This window comes from Psychrobacter sp., assembly GCF_041554015.1.
In the GTDB taxonomy this organism is placed as follows: domain Bacteria; phylum Pseudomonadota; class Gammaproteobacteria; order Pseudomonadales; family Moraxellaceae; genus Psychrobacter.
This window is the reverse complement of the sequence record NZ_JBFFMS010000005.1, coordinates 67,738-84,166: the sequence shown is the minus strand read 5'-3', so window position 1 is coordinate 84,166 and position 16,429 is coordinate 67,738. Positions and strand designations below refer to the sequence as shown.

At 43.0% G+C, this 16,429-nt stretch carries 13 protein-coding genes; 6 read left to right on the top strand and 7 right to left on the bottom strand.

Annotated elements, in window-relative coordinates; all coding sequences use genetic code 11:
* Window positions 1-55: 55 nt before the first annotated feature.
* Complete coding sequence (locus ABYU67_RS03010) at window positions 56-886, bottom strand: Cof-type HAD-IIB family hydrolase (protein WP_372843534.1); 831 nt, start codon at window positions 884-886, stop codon at window positions 56-58.
* A 727-nt stretch (window positions 887-1,613) separates the two neighbouring features.
* Here ABYU67_RS03010 and ABYU67_RS03005 point away from each other — a divergent pair.
* Window positions 1,614-2,093: a BLUF domain-containing protein gene (locus tag ABYU67_RS03005; protein ID WP_372843533.1), complete on the top strand. Its 480-nt coding sequence runs from the start codon at window positions 1,614-1,616 to the stop codon at window positions 2,091-2,093.
* A 121-nt stretch (window positions 2,094-2,214) separates the two neighbouring features.
* Here the strand turns inward: ABYU67_RS03005 and parC are convergent, their stop codons facing one another.
* A complete protein-coding gene (parC, locus tag ABYU67_RS03000) occupies window positions 2,215-4,524 on the bottom strand; it encodes a DNA topoisomerase IV subunit A (protein WP_372843532.1) in 2,310 nt (769 codons plus the stop codon).
* A 541-nt stretch (window positions 4,525-5,065) separates the two neighbouring features.
* Here parC and ABYU67_RS02995 point away from each other — a divergent pair.
* From ABYU67_RS02995 to ABYU67_RS02975, 5 genes are all read left to right on the top strand, one after another.
* Window positions 5,066-6,793, top strand: a complete 1,728-nt coding sequence (locus tag ABYU67_RS02995) for an AMP-binding protein (protein WP_372843531.1) — start codon at window positions 5,066-5,068, stop codon at window positions 6,791-6,793.
* Between the two features lie 537 nt (window positions 6,794-7,330).
* Window positions 7,331-9,115 carry an AMP-binding protein gene (locus ABYU67_RS02990; protein ID WP_372843530.1) on the top strand — a complete coding sequence of 595 codons (1,785 nt, stop codon included), beginning with the start codon at window positions 7,331-7,333 and terminating at the stop codon, window positions 9,113-9,115.
* Window positions 9,116-9,339: 224 nt separating this feature from the next.
* Complete coding sequence (gene rph, locus ABYU67_RS02985) at window positions 9,340-10,056, top strand: ribonuclease PH (protein ID WP_372843529.1); 717 nt, start codon at window positions 9,340-9,342, stop codon at window positions 10,054-10,056.
* 46 nt (window positions 10,057-10,102) lie between these two features.
* Entirely contained in the window at window positions 10,103-10,594 is a 492-nt protein-coding gene (locus tag ABYU67_RS02980) for a hypothetical protein (RefSeq protein WP_372843528.1), read from the top strand.
* A 235-nt stretch (window positions 10,595-10,829) separates the two neighbouring features.
* The gene (locus ABYU67_RS02975; protein WP_372843527.1) at window positions 10,830-11,669 is read left to right on the top strand and encodes a hypothetical protein; all 840 of its coding nucleotides are present in this window, start codon (window positions 10,830-10,832) and stop codon (window positions 11,667-11,669) included.
* Between the two features lie 116 nt (window positions 11,670-11,785).
* On the opposite strand, the gene hemJ is transcribed toward ABYU67_RS02975, so the two are convergent.
* The 5 genes from hemJ to ABYU67_RS02950 form a co-directional block, all read right to left on the bottom strand.
* Entirely contained in the window at window positions 11,786-12,220 is a 435-nt protein-coding gene (gene hemJ / locus ABYU67_RS02970) for a protoporphyrinogen oxidase HemJ (protein ID WP_372843526.1), read from the bottom strand.
* Window positions 12,221-12,316: 96 nt separating this feature from the next.
* A complete protein-coding gene (gene bioB, locus ABYU67_RS02965) occupies window positions 12,317-13,438 on the bottom strand; it encodes a biotin synthase BioB (RefSeq protein WP_372843525.1) in 1,122 nt (373 codons plus the stop codon).
* Window positions 13,439-13,645: 207 nt separating this feature from the next.
* On the bottom strand, window positions 13,646-14,152 hold the full coding sequence (locus ABYU67_RS02960; RefSeq protein ID WP_372843524.1) for a hypothetical protein: 507 nt from the start codon (window positions 14,150-14,152) through the stop codon (window positions 13,646-13,648).
* Window positions 14,153-14,331: 179 nt separating this feature from the next.
* On the bottom strand, window positions 14,332-14,721 hold the full coding sequence (gene aciT / locus ABYU67_RS02955; RefSeq protein ID WP_372843523.1) for an AciT family ciprofloxacin tolerance protein: 390 nt from the start codon (window positions 14,719-14,721) through the stop codon (window positions 14,332-14,334).
* 370 nt (window positions 14,722-15,091) lie between these two features.
* Window positions 15,092-16,117 carry a DUF368 domain-containing protein gene (locus ABYU67_RS02950; RefSeq protein ID WP_372843522.1) on the bottom strand — a complete coding sequence of 342 codons (1,026 nt, stop codon included), beginning with the start codon at window positions 16,115-16,117 and terminating at the stop codon, window positions 15,092-15,094.
* Window positions 16,118-16,429 lie beyond the last annotated feature (312 nt).

The window sequence follows — 16,429 nt, the reverse complement described above, 5'->3', positions numbered from 1 at the left end:
CAGTAAAATGCTAACGAGATATCGGCAAGGGTGTTTACTGCTTTTAAATCCCCTTTTATGCTGGCAATAAATGCTTAACCACAGACTGAATACCATGCTCTTCAATCGTACCTGTGACAAAATCGGCACGTTCAATCAGCTCAGGCTTTGCATCGCCCATTGCCACCGCATAACCGACCAAGTCAAACATCTCCAAGTCATTTAGCCCATCACCAAACGCCATGCAGTCGCTGGCATCAATGTCAAAGTAGGCACATACATCCAATATCCCGCGTGCTTTTGAGGCGTCAATTGGCAAAATATCAGCGACAATCTCATGCCAAGGTACCAGTTTTAAGTCTTGCTCTGCAAAGTTCACCTTTTGCATTTTCTCATCTTGATCATCAAAAAATACTGAGCACTGGTATACGGTATTGAATCGGCAATAATCAGGATCGATGATGCTACAGCTCTTTATTTTATCGTGATATCTGTCTTGCCACTCATGTTCATCAGACCAAATAATATGAGTAGCAGAGTCAAATTTATAGACCAAGCTGTTTTGCTGACAAAGCTGCGTAATGGTAGAGGACTGCTCATCAGATAACGGATAGTGGCTGATAACGCCCTCATTATCAAAGCTATATTGCCCATTCATGCAGATAATGGCATCCAAAACGTCCGCTTCAAGCAAGGCGATGATATCAAGTGGCAATATGGGTTTTGAGCGTCCGGTTGAAATCACCAGTTTGATATCCGTCTTCGCCAGTGCTTCTAGGGTTGCTTTATTATGAGGGGCAATCTCACCATTTCGACTCAACGTATCATCGATATCAAAGAAGATAATTTTGGGGGTAGGATTTTGAGTAGCCATAATATCCTTGGCGATTTTGTCTTCGATAAACATAATGATCCTATGGTTTTTTAGTTTTTTTAATACTGATAATTCAGATACTACTACAATATGTCTAAAGATATAAATATCTATAGAGTAACTTAGGATGTTGTAAATTTACCTATTTATCAGGTATTTGCTTTGCTGGTGATATAGACAATACTAAATAAAGTAGATACACAGACCTATGCTGCGGGACTGTTACAAATTTTTCTTGCTTGCTGTTCCTACGTTGACAGAGGCTGCGTAAAATTTATTCCATTTCCGCTGTATCGTTTTTATATTGACCTGCCTCTACCGTAGACTCATGCATATTTGAAGAGTTAACAAAAACCCTAAATGATGTGACTAAATTAACAGTATCAATTTATTATAAGGTTATGTTTAATTGTCTAAGCTTCTAAAGAAAAAAGTTTCTAAATAAAAAAAAGACAGTGTGGTTTTATTGGCAATATCCCATCTATAAATGAGCATATGTTAAAGATGAAGCTATGCTATAGGAAAATAAAGAGTAGACTTGTGGCTTATTAGAATAATAATATCGCAGCAATGATGCTAATTTTTATAGTACAATTGTGCACTGATAATTATCGGCATTCTTTCATTAAAATCCTAGTGCGTATTTCTAGAAAGTAATAATGCTAGATGACAAAAAATTATGAAGAAAAAATATTATTGATCATACTTTATTTTGAAGTGTATCTTAAATTAGATTGGGTTTTTATAAATAAGGTTTTTCATGCATATAACACCAAGCCAACCTTCAGAAACTAGAAAAACGCATGGCGAGCATATTCTTATCAACATGACATACATTGCCAAGAATGTCGATCTAGATTCGGGAATTGAGCTGACGCGTGCTCTTGAGTATTGGCGAAGATATTTTGAAGAAAACGATATAGTTTCAGCCTTAGTCATTAGCGAAGGTTATTTCGTTCAAAGCTTTCAAGGAACAAGGCCTGCTATCAGCAGCGCTTTAGAAAAGATACTTGACAAGCATTCAACCATTTTTCCTAACATTGTTAGTATAGAAGAAATAGAATCGCGTCAATGGGATGGGTTTTTAATCAAACATCTAACATCGAGCGCTGAAAATGAAGAATACGCATTAAAAAGCTTCTCAGCAGGTCTTGATTATAATCCGTATCTTATGAACAGTACTCAGATTACAAGTTTTCTAAAAGCGATCTTTGAGGATAGCGCATCCAGCAAATTTTAATGACTATGATGCGTTTACTATCAAGATAATGCGCTTTAGATAGCGTAAAAAAGCCGTCTATACAGGGCGTATAGGCGGCTTTTGGCTCATTAATTGATCTTACATATTGAAACGATCAAACTTATTCTGCTACCTCAACACTGGTCACATTCTGAAAGCCCCGTGGCAACTGACCGCCACGACTACCGCGTTTAGAGGTGTAGTTGGCTAGATCCATCGGTCTCAAGGTTACATGACGCTTACCTGCCGTAATGACTAAGCTGTTCTGCAAGCTAAGCGGCGTGATAGTCAGCACCTCTTCATCGCCTTTTAAGTTAATCATCTTATTACCCTTGCCTCGAGCCTGCTCTGGTAAGTCAGCAAGCGCAAATATCAATAGATAGCCAGCATTGGTCACGACGGCGATATGATCAGGCGCTACATTTGCATGGGTATTGTTACCGTCAGCATTGGCAGTCGTTTCTACTTGAGAATCGATACGGGCGATGGGTAATAGGCGGCTATCAGCAGCTAGGTTAATGATGTTTTTACCCGCTTTTTGGTTGCTATCAAGATTGCCAAGGGTGTTGATAAAGCCATAACCTTGTGAGCTGGCAAGGATAATGCGCTGGTCATTGGCACCCGTTAATAGTTGTTCAAAAGTCGCGCCTGCTGGCGGTTTTAAGACGCTGGTGAGCGGATCGCCTTGACCACGAGCAGAGGCAAGATTATGGGCGTCGATACTATAGCTACGACCCGTGCTATCAAGGACATAGATTTTCTCATTGGATTTACCCCGTACGTGCGCTTGATAAGCATCGCCTGAACGATAGCTCATGCCAGCAGCATCGACGTCATGTCCTTTGGCCGCGCGGATCCAGCCAGCTTTTGACAAGATAGCGGTAATCGGCTCGCTTGGTACAAGGTCAGATTCTTTTAACGCCTGTGCTTCTTCACGCTCTGCCAGCGGTGACACCCGCTCGTTGCCGTGCTCTTTCATATCGGCGCTAAGCTCATCGATCATCAAAGTGGTCAGGCTATCGGGATTGTCCAAATACTCTTGAATGATGGCGCGTTCAGCCGCCAGCTCATCTTGCTCTCGGCGTAGCTCAATTTCCTCTAATTTTGCCAACTGGCGCAGACGAATGTCCAAGATAGCATTGGCTTGAATCTCAGTCAGATCATAATCCTGCATTAAAGATGATTTTGGATCGTCTTCTTCACGAATAATACGAATCACTTCATCGATGTTAAGATAAGCAATCAATAAACCTGCGAGGATATGCAAGCGCTTATCAATCTTATCAAGGCGATATTGTAGACGGCGCGTGACCACAGCGCGGCGGCAAACGAGCCACTCTTCTAAGACTTCTTTGAGGTTTTTAACCTGCGGCTTACCATTTAGGCCAATCATGTTCATATTGACGCGGTAATTGCTCTCAAGATCCGTGCTGGCAAATAAATGACTCATGACCCGCTGTACATCGACGCGGGTAGATTTGAGCTCTAAGACGATACGGCAAGCATTTTCATGATCTGATTCATCATGAATGTCTGTAATCCACGGCAGCTTTTTGTCGATCATCAGTTTAGCAATTTGCTCTTGGATTTTATTGCCAGATACTTGATAAGGAAGGGCGTCGATGATGACGAGATTTTTCTCTTTTGGGTCAATATGAAAAGTCGCGCGCATCTTGTAGCTGCCACGTCCGGTCTCATACATAGCTTGTAAGTCTTTTTTGCTGGTAATGATCTCAGCTGGCGTCGGCAAGTCAGGCGCGGGTATCGATTGGGTAAGCTGTTTCACTGACAGCTCAGGGTTTTTGAGCAGACGAATAGCGGCGCGTACCACTTCATTAAGATTATGCGGCGGGATATCGGTCGCCATACCGACCGCGATACCGGTCGTACCATTTAATAGAATATTGGGCAGGCGGGCAGGTAGGGTGGTTGGCTCCAGCATCGTGCCATCAAAGTTGTCTTGCCAGTCGACCGTACCTTGACCGAGCTCGGTAAGCAAGGTATTGGCATAAGCGGACATTTTGGCTTCGGTATAGCGCATAGCAGCAAAGGATTTTGGATCATCGGGGCTACCCCAGTTGCCTTGACCGGTGATCAGCGGATAGCGATAGCTAAACGGCTGCGCCATCAGCACCATGGCTTCATAACAAGCGCTATCGCCATGCGGATGATATTTACCCAAGACGTCACCGACGGTACGGGCAGACTTTTTCGCCTTTGCCGTCGATTTTAGCCCAAGCTCGCTCATGGCGTAGACAATACGGCGCTGGACAGGTTTTAGGCCATCAGCGATATTGGGTAGCGCCCGATCCATGATGACGTACATGGCGTAGTTGAGATAGGCTTGTTCCGTAAACTCCGCCACGGAGCGGGTATCCATCGGTTCATTCGTAAGGATTGGGTCGATCGTATGGTCAATAACATCGGACATAAGGTAGGTTTCACTTATCAGTTTTAATAGGTATCTCTAGTTGGTGCAAGCATATAAATAGGATGGTGCTATCGTAAAGGATATTGTCACAATTAAAAAGCCACAACTTGGTATAAACGACAGTGCATGACGTGCCTAAACTGATGGTTTTGTTGAGCCTGATAACCGCACGAAATCGCGGTCAGTAGCTTTTAGAAAGTAAGATCAGGGTCATGTCTCTTGAGATAATAAATATTTAGCAGTAAAAATGGGTTTTTTGACTATAATTCTAACTAACTCATTGATATCAATATAAATATGGGTCGTCAAGTGACTTTACGAACTCGAGTAGCATTTTTTTATATTGAGTAGTTTGTATAAAGTGTGTATGTTAAACCATAAAGGGCTATTTACTACTAAATTGTTGACTCAGCACCATATTTTTGCAGCGCCAGCCTTGCCATCACCACGCTAAGCTGTCGCACCGAATCTTTGCACGTTTATCACATTGTGATGATTATGAGTTTACAGTAGCGCACTATTTACTAGGAGAAGTAAGATTATGGAAAATCAAGGTAAACAAATTCGTCGTAATGATCAAGTATGGGTGAAAACTTATGAAAAGCTGGGTATTCAATACAATATTGATATGCCAGCTGCCAATACTTCTTTGATCGATTTATTTGAACAGAATTTTAGTAAGCACGCTGGTAAAACGGCGTTTGTCTGTATGGATGTAAAACTCTCCTACGAAGATTTAGATCGCTATAGCAAACAAATTGCTGCCTACTTGCAAGCGCTTGGGCTGCAAAAAGGCGATAAAGTTGGCGTTATGATGCCAAATATTTTGCAGCTACCTGTTGCGGTGTTAGGTGTTATCCGCGCTGGTATGACTTTGGTCAACGTCAATCCTCTTTATACCTCAAAAGAGCTTGAGCATCAGCTGACGGATTCTGATACCAAAGCATTATTTATTTTAGAGAACTTTGCCAAAACCTATGAAGAGATTGGTAAAGACCTGGTTGATCATGTAATCGTAACCTCGATGGGCGACTTGATGAGCCCATTAAAAGGTTTTATCGTCAATATGGTCGTACGCCATGTGAAAAAACTGGTACCAGATTATAATCTTAAAAATAGCACCAGCTTTAAAACGGCTCTGAATCGCTTTCCTGCGAAAAACTACAAGCGTCCAGATAATATCTGCCTTGATGATATTGCTGTTCTCCAGTATACCGGTGGTACCACAGGTGTTGCCAAAGGCGCGATGCTGACCCATGGCAACTTGGTTGCTAACTTGATTCAATGTGATACGTACCTTGGTGATGCTTTTGATAAGTTTGACGGTATGGCTGAGCAGCCTGTTATCATGACGGCGTTGCCGATGTATCATATCTTCTCATTTACCGTCTGTGGCATGTTCGGCTTGTATCGTGGCTGCATCGGTCTACTGGTACCCAATCCGCGCGATGGCGCAAGCTTAATCAAAGCATATAAAGACTATCCACCTGCGTTTTTCCCAGCAGTCAATACGCTGTTTAATGCGTTGGCAAATAGTGATGCCTTTAAAGCCTTAGACCATAGCAAGCTTGAGATGTCGATGGGCGGCGGTATGGCGGTTCTAAAAGACACGGCTGATAAATGGCAACAAATCACTGGCAATGTGATTGTACAAGGCTATGGTCTGTCAGAAACCTCTCCAGTTGCATCAGCAAACCCGCAAGGTACAGGTGAGTTTTCAGGCAATATTGGTCTGCCAATGCCAGCGACTGACATGGCTATCTTGGATGAAGAGGGCAATGAAGTTGCCCTTGGGGAGCGCGGCGAGATTTGTGTTCGTGGTCCGCAAGTGATGAAAGGCTACTGGAAACGTGATGATGCCACCGCTGAGGTTATGACATCTGACGGTTATTTTCGTACTGGCGATATCGGCGTGATGGATGAAGAAGGTTACTTCAAGATCGTCGATCGCAAAAAGAATATGATTTTGGTCTCAGGCTTTAACGTCTATCCAAATGAAGTAGAAGATGTGATGTCAGGCCATCCAAAGATTTTAGAATGCGGTGTCATCGGTATCGAAGACGAAAAGAGCGGCGAAGTGCCAAAGATATATGTCGTTCGTAGTGATAACAGTTTGACCAAAGATGAAGTGTTGGCATACGCCAAAGAGCATCTGACCGGATATAAGCGTCCGCGTTATGTTGAATTTATCGATGAGTTGCCAAAATCTAACGTCGGTAAGATTTTACATAAAGATTTGCGCGTCCTTGAAGAAAAAAACCACGGTTAAAACATGTACCATCAATTTTTAACCGTTTTTAGCTTTGTTGGTTATTGCTCATCAAAAATGTAAATGGCTTGATGAGTGCTAGTAAAAAATAGACAGTAATAGTAGCTATTATATATCGTTGTAAAGGATGGTTATCAATGATGATAAGGTCGCTTATATAGGACCTTATCATTTTTCGTTGTTCTATCGTGTTTTGGTGGTAGTCATAGAGAATTATCCGCAAAACTGATATAGTCCGTAACGATATTTTTTGCACTCGACGATAAAAATGTGGATTTTTTAGCCCAAAGCGTACGCAGCATGATTACCCTAAAGCACTTTAGTCGGGCTGGTTTTAGCGGTTTTGTGGTAAATAATAGCGTTGAGTGTGAAGATGATCATTTTGATTTGAAAGCGTTGTGAGTGACAAGGTTTTTTGCGGGTGAGCAAAAAAGCAGTCATATTCACAAGTCTTTGATTTTGTAAATGAGTGACTAACGACCACGGTGATTTCATTAGAAATATTTTATATTTTAACGGCCACATTTAAGGAAAATTATGACTGATAATATCAATAAAGAGATGACAGACCATAAAGCTGCGAATAATACTCAGTCAAAGGCTGAAACTAATGCGTTTCCGACGATGCCGACGATAGCGAGCGACAGTCCATGGTTAAGCGCTTATGAGCGCTATGGTATTAGTTCTACTATCGATATGCCAGATGACAATACCTCTTTACTTGATGTTTTTGAGCGTAATTTTAGCCGTTATGGGCAAAAAAATGCCTATATCTGTATGGGTGCTTCTATTACCTTTAAGCAATTGGATTTATATAGCCGTCAAATTGCCAGTTACTTACAGTCATTAGGGCTGGTGAAAGGTGATAAAGTCGGTGTTATGATGCCCAATATCCTGCAATATCCTGTGGTGGCTTTGGGTATCATTCGCGCAGGTATGGTGCTGGTAAATGTCAATCCTTTATATACCAGCCGCGAGTTGTCGCATCAGCTACATGATAGTGGTACAAAAGCCTTATTTATCGTGGAAAACTTTGCAAAAACTTATCAAGATGCGCAAGATAAAGGTCAAGTGAAGCATGTCATCGTCTGTAAAATTGGCGATATGCTGGGCACGGTTAAAGGAGCAGTGGTCAATCTCGTTGCGCGCCATGTCAAGAAAATGATTCCTGCTTATCGTTTGCCAGAGAGTACGAGTTTTAAGCAAGCCTTAAATGCGGTATCAGCCAGCAAATATAAGCGCCCTGATTTAAACTTAAGCGATGTGGCATTGTTGCAATATACGGGCGGTACGACCGGTGTAGCTAAGGGGGCGATGCTCTCGCATGGTAACTTGATCGCCAATATGCTACAGATCAGCGCGCTTATGGACAGTGCTTTTGAAGAGGATGTAGACGCGACGGATGTGCTTTTGACCGCGCTGCCGCTATACCATGTGTTCTCGTTTATGGTTTGCGGGATGTATAGTATGTACCAAGGTTGTGCTGGTTTGCTGATTCCGAATCCACGTGATCTTGATGGTTTGATCAAAGAGATGGGCAAATATAAGCCAGCCTTTATCCCCGCCGTAAATACCTTGTTTAATGGTTTGGTACATAAGGAAAGTTTTGCAGATTTAGACTTCTCTAGTTTAAAAGCTTCTATCGGTGGCGGGATGTCAGTACTACCAAGCGTGGCAAAAGAGTGGCATAAAATCACGGGCTTGCCGATCGTTGAAGGTTATGGCTTGTCTGAAACCTCCCCAGTAGTCGCCTTTAACCCGATGACCATTGCTGAATTCACCGGTAAGATTGGTATCCCAGCGCCCAGTACCGATGTCATTTTGATTGATGATAATGACAATACAGTCGCTATTGGTGAGCGCGGTGAGATCTGTGTCAAAGGTCCACAAGTCATGATTGGTTATCAAAATCGCCCTGAAGAAACCGCTGAAAGCTTTACTGCCAGTGGTCATCTTAAAACAGGCGATATCGGTATCATAGATGAAAAAGGCTTTATCAAAATCGTTGATCGCAAAAAAGATATGATTTTGGTCTCAGGCTTTAATGTCTATCCAAACGAGATCGAAGAAGCCATGAGCGAGCATCCAGGTATAGTGGAGTGCGGTGCGATCGGTATTCCAAATGAGGATCGCGGCGAAGACCCTAAGCTATATGTGGTCAAAAAGGGTAACGTGACCGAACAAGAGCTGCTTGATTTTGGCAAAAAGCAACTGACCGGCTATAAGCGTCCGCGTCATATTCAGTTTGTTGATGAATTACCAAAATCAAACGTCGGTAAAATCCTGCGTAAAGAGTTGCGTAAAATGGAAGGGTTAGAATAACTTTTACCACGATTTTTTCTCAAAACAGCGGTGCGATAGCGTGTGTGAATCTTGCTATTGCGCCGTTGTCACGTTAGGATAACCTAATATTTAGCCCCGCTAGCGCACTCAGCTGTCATTGATTGGCAGATATGGGTTTGCTGGAAATACTGACTGGCTCAGCACACAACGACAAACCTTTTGTTTTACACTACTGCTTTTACAACTTCGTACTAGGGAATTTTATGCGTATCGACAACCGTGAGCTTAACCAACTTCGCTCAATCACCTTTGAGCGCCATTATACTAAGCATGCCGAAGGCTCAGTATTGGTCAGCTTTGGTGATACCAAAGTATTGTGCACAGCAAGCGTGGAGTCTGGTGTACCTCGTTGGCTCAAGGGTAAAGGTAAAGGCTGGATCACCGCTGAATATGGCATGCTACCGCGCGCAACCAATACCCGTAATCAGCGCGAAGCGGCTCGCGGCAAGCAATCAGGTCGTACCCAAGAGATTCAGCGTTTGATCGGTCGCAGTCTGCGTGCGATGATTGATTTGAGTAAGCTTGGTGAAAATACCATTTATTTGGATTGTGATGTGTTGCAAGCGGATGGCGGTACTCGTACTGCGAGCGTGACCGGTGCCGCAATCGCCCTTATCGATGCCTTAGAGAGCCTTCAAAAAAGCAAAAAACTAAAAGCGGATCCGCTGATTGGTTTGGTTGCAGCCGTTTCTGTCGGTATGAAAGATGGCAAAGCGTACTTGGATTTAAACTACGAAGAAGATGCCAGCTGTGATACGGATTTGAACGTAGTGATGACCCAAAAAGGCGAGTTTATTGAGTTACAAGGGACTGCAGAGGAAAAGCCATTCACCCGCGCCCAAGCGGATGACATGTTGATACTTGCTGAAAAAGGCATCGCTGAGCTTATTGCTATGCAAAAGACCGCACTTGGCTGGTAGTTTCGCTGTTAATGATTTTTAATTGCCAATTAATAGGTAGTAATCCATGCTTAAGCTGACTGATGACGGCGCCAAAATCACTTTACAAGGACAGCCTCAAGCGTTGGACAATGGGCTGTTTTGGTTTGGTGCGGCGTTATTGGTAGGCGCAGTATGCGTCGCGCTGGCGATGAGTTTATTACCAGTACGCTGGTCAATTGGTGCGCTGGCGCTGCTGATTATCGGTAGTTTCTTTTTTAATCGCCAGCGTCAACAGCATAAAAAAGCGACAGCGGGTAATATCAGTAGCGGCATCTTATGGGTGCGAGCTGGTGAACTGGTACATGACAATCAAGGTAAGCGTACGCCTATCCAGCTAACTGACAGCGATACGATAAGTCTTGTCGGCGAGCAATTAGAGATTATTGATGGCAATTCTAAATGTAAATATCATATTAGCGGCTTTGATAATCTCCAAGAAGCCACTGCTACCAAAGCCATTCTACAAGGTCAAACCCTGACCAAACGTCACGTCACTATCAAAATGAGTCACGATTAAAGCCCTTATTATAAAATATTTTTTTAATATTAAAGTTTTTAACCTGCTCATTTTTCCTTATTTACGTACCGCTTATCCTTATATTTATACCTTTGGTCGCTCACTTAAACGTGATAAGGCTTGCAGAATCCTGTCCAAATGGTTTATAAGTAGGATTGAAAAATCTCAGCATATTTATAATGAACACGGTTATCGTTACTATGGTTATTGATATTATATTGACAAGGAGTTAGTCATGTCGCGTTTGCCCAAACGGTCAATCACAACGTCGTGCAGTGCATTATTACTTACTTTGGGTGCTGTCGGTCAGGTTCACGCCGATAGTATGAGCAGCTTAATTGCTCAAAAATCGTCTCTCACTGAGTATGGCGCCCGCTATACGCCATCGTATCCCGCTGTCCCTGCTGCTAAAATCAGTACGCGATCCACCATCCAACGTGCTAATACGTCTAATAGTTATCGTTCAAATACAAGTAATACCCAACCAAGCTATTCTAGTAAGAGCTATGCTAATAACAGCTATGCTAATAAAGGCAGCTTTAACCAAAACACTTATGCCGCTAACAACCAAACTCACTATCAGTATCCTGAAGTACAGCGCCAAGCATCAAGCGTTTTGCCGGCATTTTTATCAGGGAATTACGATAATGTCGATAGCGAGTATCTACCAATACTGAGTAATGCTGAGACGCACAGTAGTCCGGCTGCTCGTGAAGTGATTAGCACTGCGCGTAAAATGGCATTGAATGAGCGTACGATTATTCAAGGTGGCTGCTGGGATTATTTGAATGCGGTATTTAAACGGGCGGGGGTGACACGCGATACCATCCATAAAGGTACTTATGGTCAAGGCCCTTATGCCAATAGTGGCGAGATTGAAGTTGGCGATTGGCTTTACTATATCAATCATGGTTATAACGGTGTCGAGCACAGCGGATTGTTTGTCGGCTGGGTCGATGAGCAAGCAAAGCAAGCGCTGATACTCAGCTATGCTGGTGAAAGCCGCCGCGAGCCTGCGCGCTACCGTGTCTATGATTTGAGCAATGTTTATCAAATTATGCGACCAAATGTTTGATAGGAATCTTGTCAATATCATTTGTTTGGCTATAAAAAAGCGTCCATGACTTTATGAAGTGATGGACGCTTTTTTATTAAGCATTGCTTGGGCTAGATTTAGAGCTACAGCCTATGTTAAAAGGGTTTAACCACCACCAAAAACACGATAATAACTAAAGCAAAGACGGGCACTTCATTGAACCATCGCCAAAATACATGCGACTTATATTGTGGGTTATCGACCAGCTTTTTACGATAAAAACCACAAGCGCCATGATAAGCGGACAATAGTATCACTAAGAATAACTTTACGTGTAGCCAGCCTTGGATTTTATAGACATCCCAACCTAAAACCAGCATCCATAACCCAAAAGCCCAAGTCGCTATCATCGCTGGGGTCATAATGCCGCGATAAAGCTTGCGCTCCATAATAGTAAAGCGCTCTTGGCTAACCTTGTCATCGCTCATTGCATGATAGACAAATAGGCGCGGCAGGTAGAAAATCGCTGCAAACCAGCATACCATCGAGATGATATGCGCCGCTTTAATCCAATTAAAATAATCTGCCATGCGAAAGTCTCTTTGGTTATTTTAAACAATGATAAATGCGGGCAAGCTTAGCGTAGATTTCCTGATAATGGTAGCACTAAGCCAAAACTACTTAGCTTAGCTGGCCAAAACTACTTGCGATTGATGACCGCTCATAGCATCCATGACCGGCACTAGCTTTGGTGCACGAGGGGCGGCAAATTGTTTGGTCAAACCAAGTTCGCGCATCAGTCTATCGTCACCTGATTGACTGGCGTTGCCCGTAGTCAGCAGTTTATCACCATAAAAGAATGAGTTGGCACCCGCCATAAATGCCAATGCTTGCTCAGCGTCAGATAGGCTTTCGCGACCAGCAGATAGGCGTACATAGCTACTTGGACAGCAAATACGCGTCACAGCAATGGTACGAATCCATTCAAGCACTGACAATTGACCTTCTGCCAACACCTTATCACCGATTGGCGTACCTTGAATCGGCACTAATAAATTAACGGGGATAGACTCTGGTGCTTTCGGCATTTTTAGTAGCTCGTGCACCCAGTCAATGCGGTCGTCACGGCTCTCACCCATACCGACGATATTTCCACTACAGACATTGATACCTGAGTTGCGTACGTTGGTGATGGTATCTAGACGTTCATCGTAGCTGCGCGTACTGACGACCTGCTCGTAATAACTTCTTGATGTATCTAAGTTATGATTGTAATAATCAAGGCCTGCATCAGCCAATTGTGCTGCTTGGTCAGTATCTAGCATACCTAGCGTCATACAGGTTTCAAGTCCCAGTGCTTTGACTTCTTTGACCAGCTCGACCACATAAGGCATGTCTTTGGCACTAGGGTGCTTCCATGCGGCGCCCATACAAAATCTTGATGAACCTGTGGCCTTTGCGCGTTTGGCAGCAGCAATGACCTTATCGACTTCAATACGTTTTTCTGCCTGTAGCTTGGTGGTATCACGGTGGTGACCAGATTGTGAGCAGTAGCCGCAATCCTCAGGGCAATTGCCAGTCTTGATAGACAACAAGGTGCTGATTTGTACTTCATTGGCATTGAAGTGTTGACGATGTATGGTTTGTGCTTGCAATAATAAATCCATCAACGGCAAATCGAACAGTTGAGCAATTTGCTCGCGACTATATTTGCTGTCAGTAGATGGGGCGGCATCAGTCGTTAACGATGTTAAAAAATCATTGTCATTGCTGTTATTTGGCTCTGTAACATTAAGCAGTGCTGACATAGTATAAATCCTTTTATAGAGATATTAAGCATGGTCGTATATGGTAAGTATGGTCGTAGAAGATAAACAGCAACTGTCGCTCAGCTGTTTTAATTTTTTGGTAGTATAATCTACAATAAAAAAGGCTGCGCTATAGTATAGCGCAACCTTTTTAGAAAATCAGAATCTAGCGCAGCAGATATTTAGCTATCGCTGCTGATTATTCCATTATTTACCCAACTTGTGCTTAGCAACGCCGACCCAGTGATTGGCAAGTTTCTGGGCTTTATAAGCATATGGCTTGGCTTTTTGGATATAAGGTTTACATTCTTCTGGAATGGCTGGCACGATATGCTTAGCAAGTTTATTGAACCACATCATCAGGCTATAATCACCCTCGATGTTTAAGTTGCCTTCTTGTACAGCCGTCATAAAGGCAGGTAAGCTACCTTTAGTCAAAAGCTTGACCCCAGTCATAGAGTCTTTAAAGTTAATAGTCAGATTCGCGTCTTTAGCATGCCCACTATGTTGGCTAAATGCACCATTATCAAAGCTATAATAACGTGCCACATCCGCTTCAGTGCTGGCAAGCTCAATAGTAACCTTGCGATCTGCAAGTATGGCTTTTACCTCTTCATTATCGCTATCAGCGAGCATAGACAAGCGATAACCAATCACTGCCAATAAAACATCTAATGGATCAGACTTAATATCCAAAACCGGTACGGTAAACATAGACACACTCCTAAAAAATAAGACGCAAGATAATGCGTACTTTATAACACTTTTTGTGACAAATATATAAGTGGATTATAAATGATTGCTAGGGCTCAATTCTTTAGGAGTTACGTAGAGCATGTTAAGCATCTTGTAACATTCAATGACAAATATGGCAGACATAGTGGGGGACAGGTTTAATAAAAACGTGGCTGATAGTCGTCGTCATAGACAGGGGTGTGCTCGATATAGCGCGCCGCATGTCGCTCTCGCTCTTGTATCATGCTGCGACTGACATCTTCGTAACGCAGTGCTCGATATAACACCCAAGCGCCCAAAGGCAGCCAGCTGATACCCATCGCAACCACATAATTATGCCACTCTGACCATACAAACCATAGGGTCACTAAATGATGAATCACTTCGACCGCTAACCAGTATCCCATGCCACCAAACAGATACCAAAGCAACCAGCGCTGTGATGACAGGGCAATGGCAATAACTGCAATTAAAAATAAACCATAGCCCAATATGGCACTGGTACTCAACGCCTCGCTACCTGATATAGAAAATATTGTTAATAACATTGTTCATCTCGCTCTTCATAAGGTGAATGTCAACGAGGCTATTATGGAAGTTTGTAGCCCAAAGCTAAAGCCTCTAAAGGCGACTTTGCGACAACAGCTGACGTTTGATTTTTTAAAATCATAGAGCAAAATCACTGTCATATCTTGCAGAGATAAAAACCAAAAAAGCGCCACGATATGGGCGCTTTTTTGATAGTAAGATTTAATATAGTAAGTTCAATATAGAAGAGTTATGTTAAGAATAGCATTATGCTGGTATAAATTTCTCTCGCTTGCTGTGCGCTTTGCACTCCAGAGGCTTCGCAAAATTTATCCCAGCAGTACTGTATTGTTTTTAAATTGAATCGACTATAGCAAGAGTAGACAGATACTAAGGACGCAGGCTACGGCGACTCCAAAGTGATAAGGCAGTCACAAGAATAGCGCCCAATAGCATCAAGCTTAAAGTCGTCAACCACTGCGCGCCAGTAGGGTAGTGCCATGGCATAACATTATGGACAGCTTCACTATTTAATGTCCCTAGCGCATCGGTTTTCCATGGCCAAACTTTGACCAGTGAGCCTGCGATAAAGCCAATCAGTAGTGCTAAAGTCGCTTGATAATAACGGGATAATAACCATTTGAGCATACGGGTAAAGAGTAATAATCCCGTTGCCATACCAGCCACAACGGTCAAGATAATGGCAAAGTTTAAAGTATGGACCGCTTCAAGCACCGTATCGTAAGCGCCCATCAGCAGTAAAATAAAAGACCCTGAAATACCAGGAAGTATCATCGCACAAATAGCGATAGCACCGGCAACAAACAGATAAGGCAAGCTTGGCGTCGTGTTCATCAAAGGCAAGCTACTAATAACAACGGCGCTGGCTATTCCAAGTAAAAACAATAGTGTCCGCCCGATGTTCCAGCGTTTAATCTCACTCAACAACAAAAAGACAGTGGCAATAACCAAACCAAAAAAGAAAGACCAAATCATCAAAGGTTGATGGTCCAATAAATGCTTAATAATACCAGCAAGCGTGGCAAGACTGGTGGCAATACCCATCAATAAAAACAGTAAGAAAGTCGCATCGACTTGTCGCCATACTGCGATTAAACCCTTGATACCACCCTCTTGACGAAACACTTGCCAAAGATTGGGACCGACGCTGCTCAACGCGTTAATTAAGCGCTCATAAATACCTGCAATCAGCGCAATCGTACCACCAGAGACGCCCGGTACAATGTCAGCAGCGCCCATTGCTAGCCCGCGCACATAGACACCCAGTAACTGCTTAGGACTGTCGTGATAAATTGGGCTGCTCTCATCAGCCGCAGGTTGGTCAGCCGTAAGTTGATCAGCTAACTGGGTGGAAGATGACGGCGCATCTGGCCGTGGTGATTGTGATGCCGTCATGGACAATCCTTTTTATTGGATAAGATAAAGTTATTGAAACCGCTAAAAGTGGCAATACGCAATGACAATCGCGACTGGCAGTATAGTATAGTCAATACTAAATAAAGTAGATACGCAACACCATGCTGCGGGACTGGAATAAATGTTTACGCAGCCTCTGTCGACGTAGGTACAGCAAGCAAAAAGAATTTATTCCAGTCCCACTGTCTTCTTTCTATATTAACCAGCCTTTAGCGCCAAGAAACACTGTAAAGCAGAGAATAAACCATAAAAGCTGGACCAATTAAAATATATTGGCTCAGCTTTTTTAAA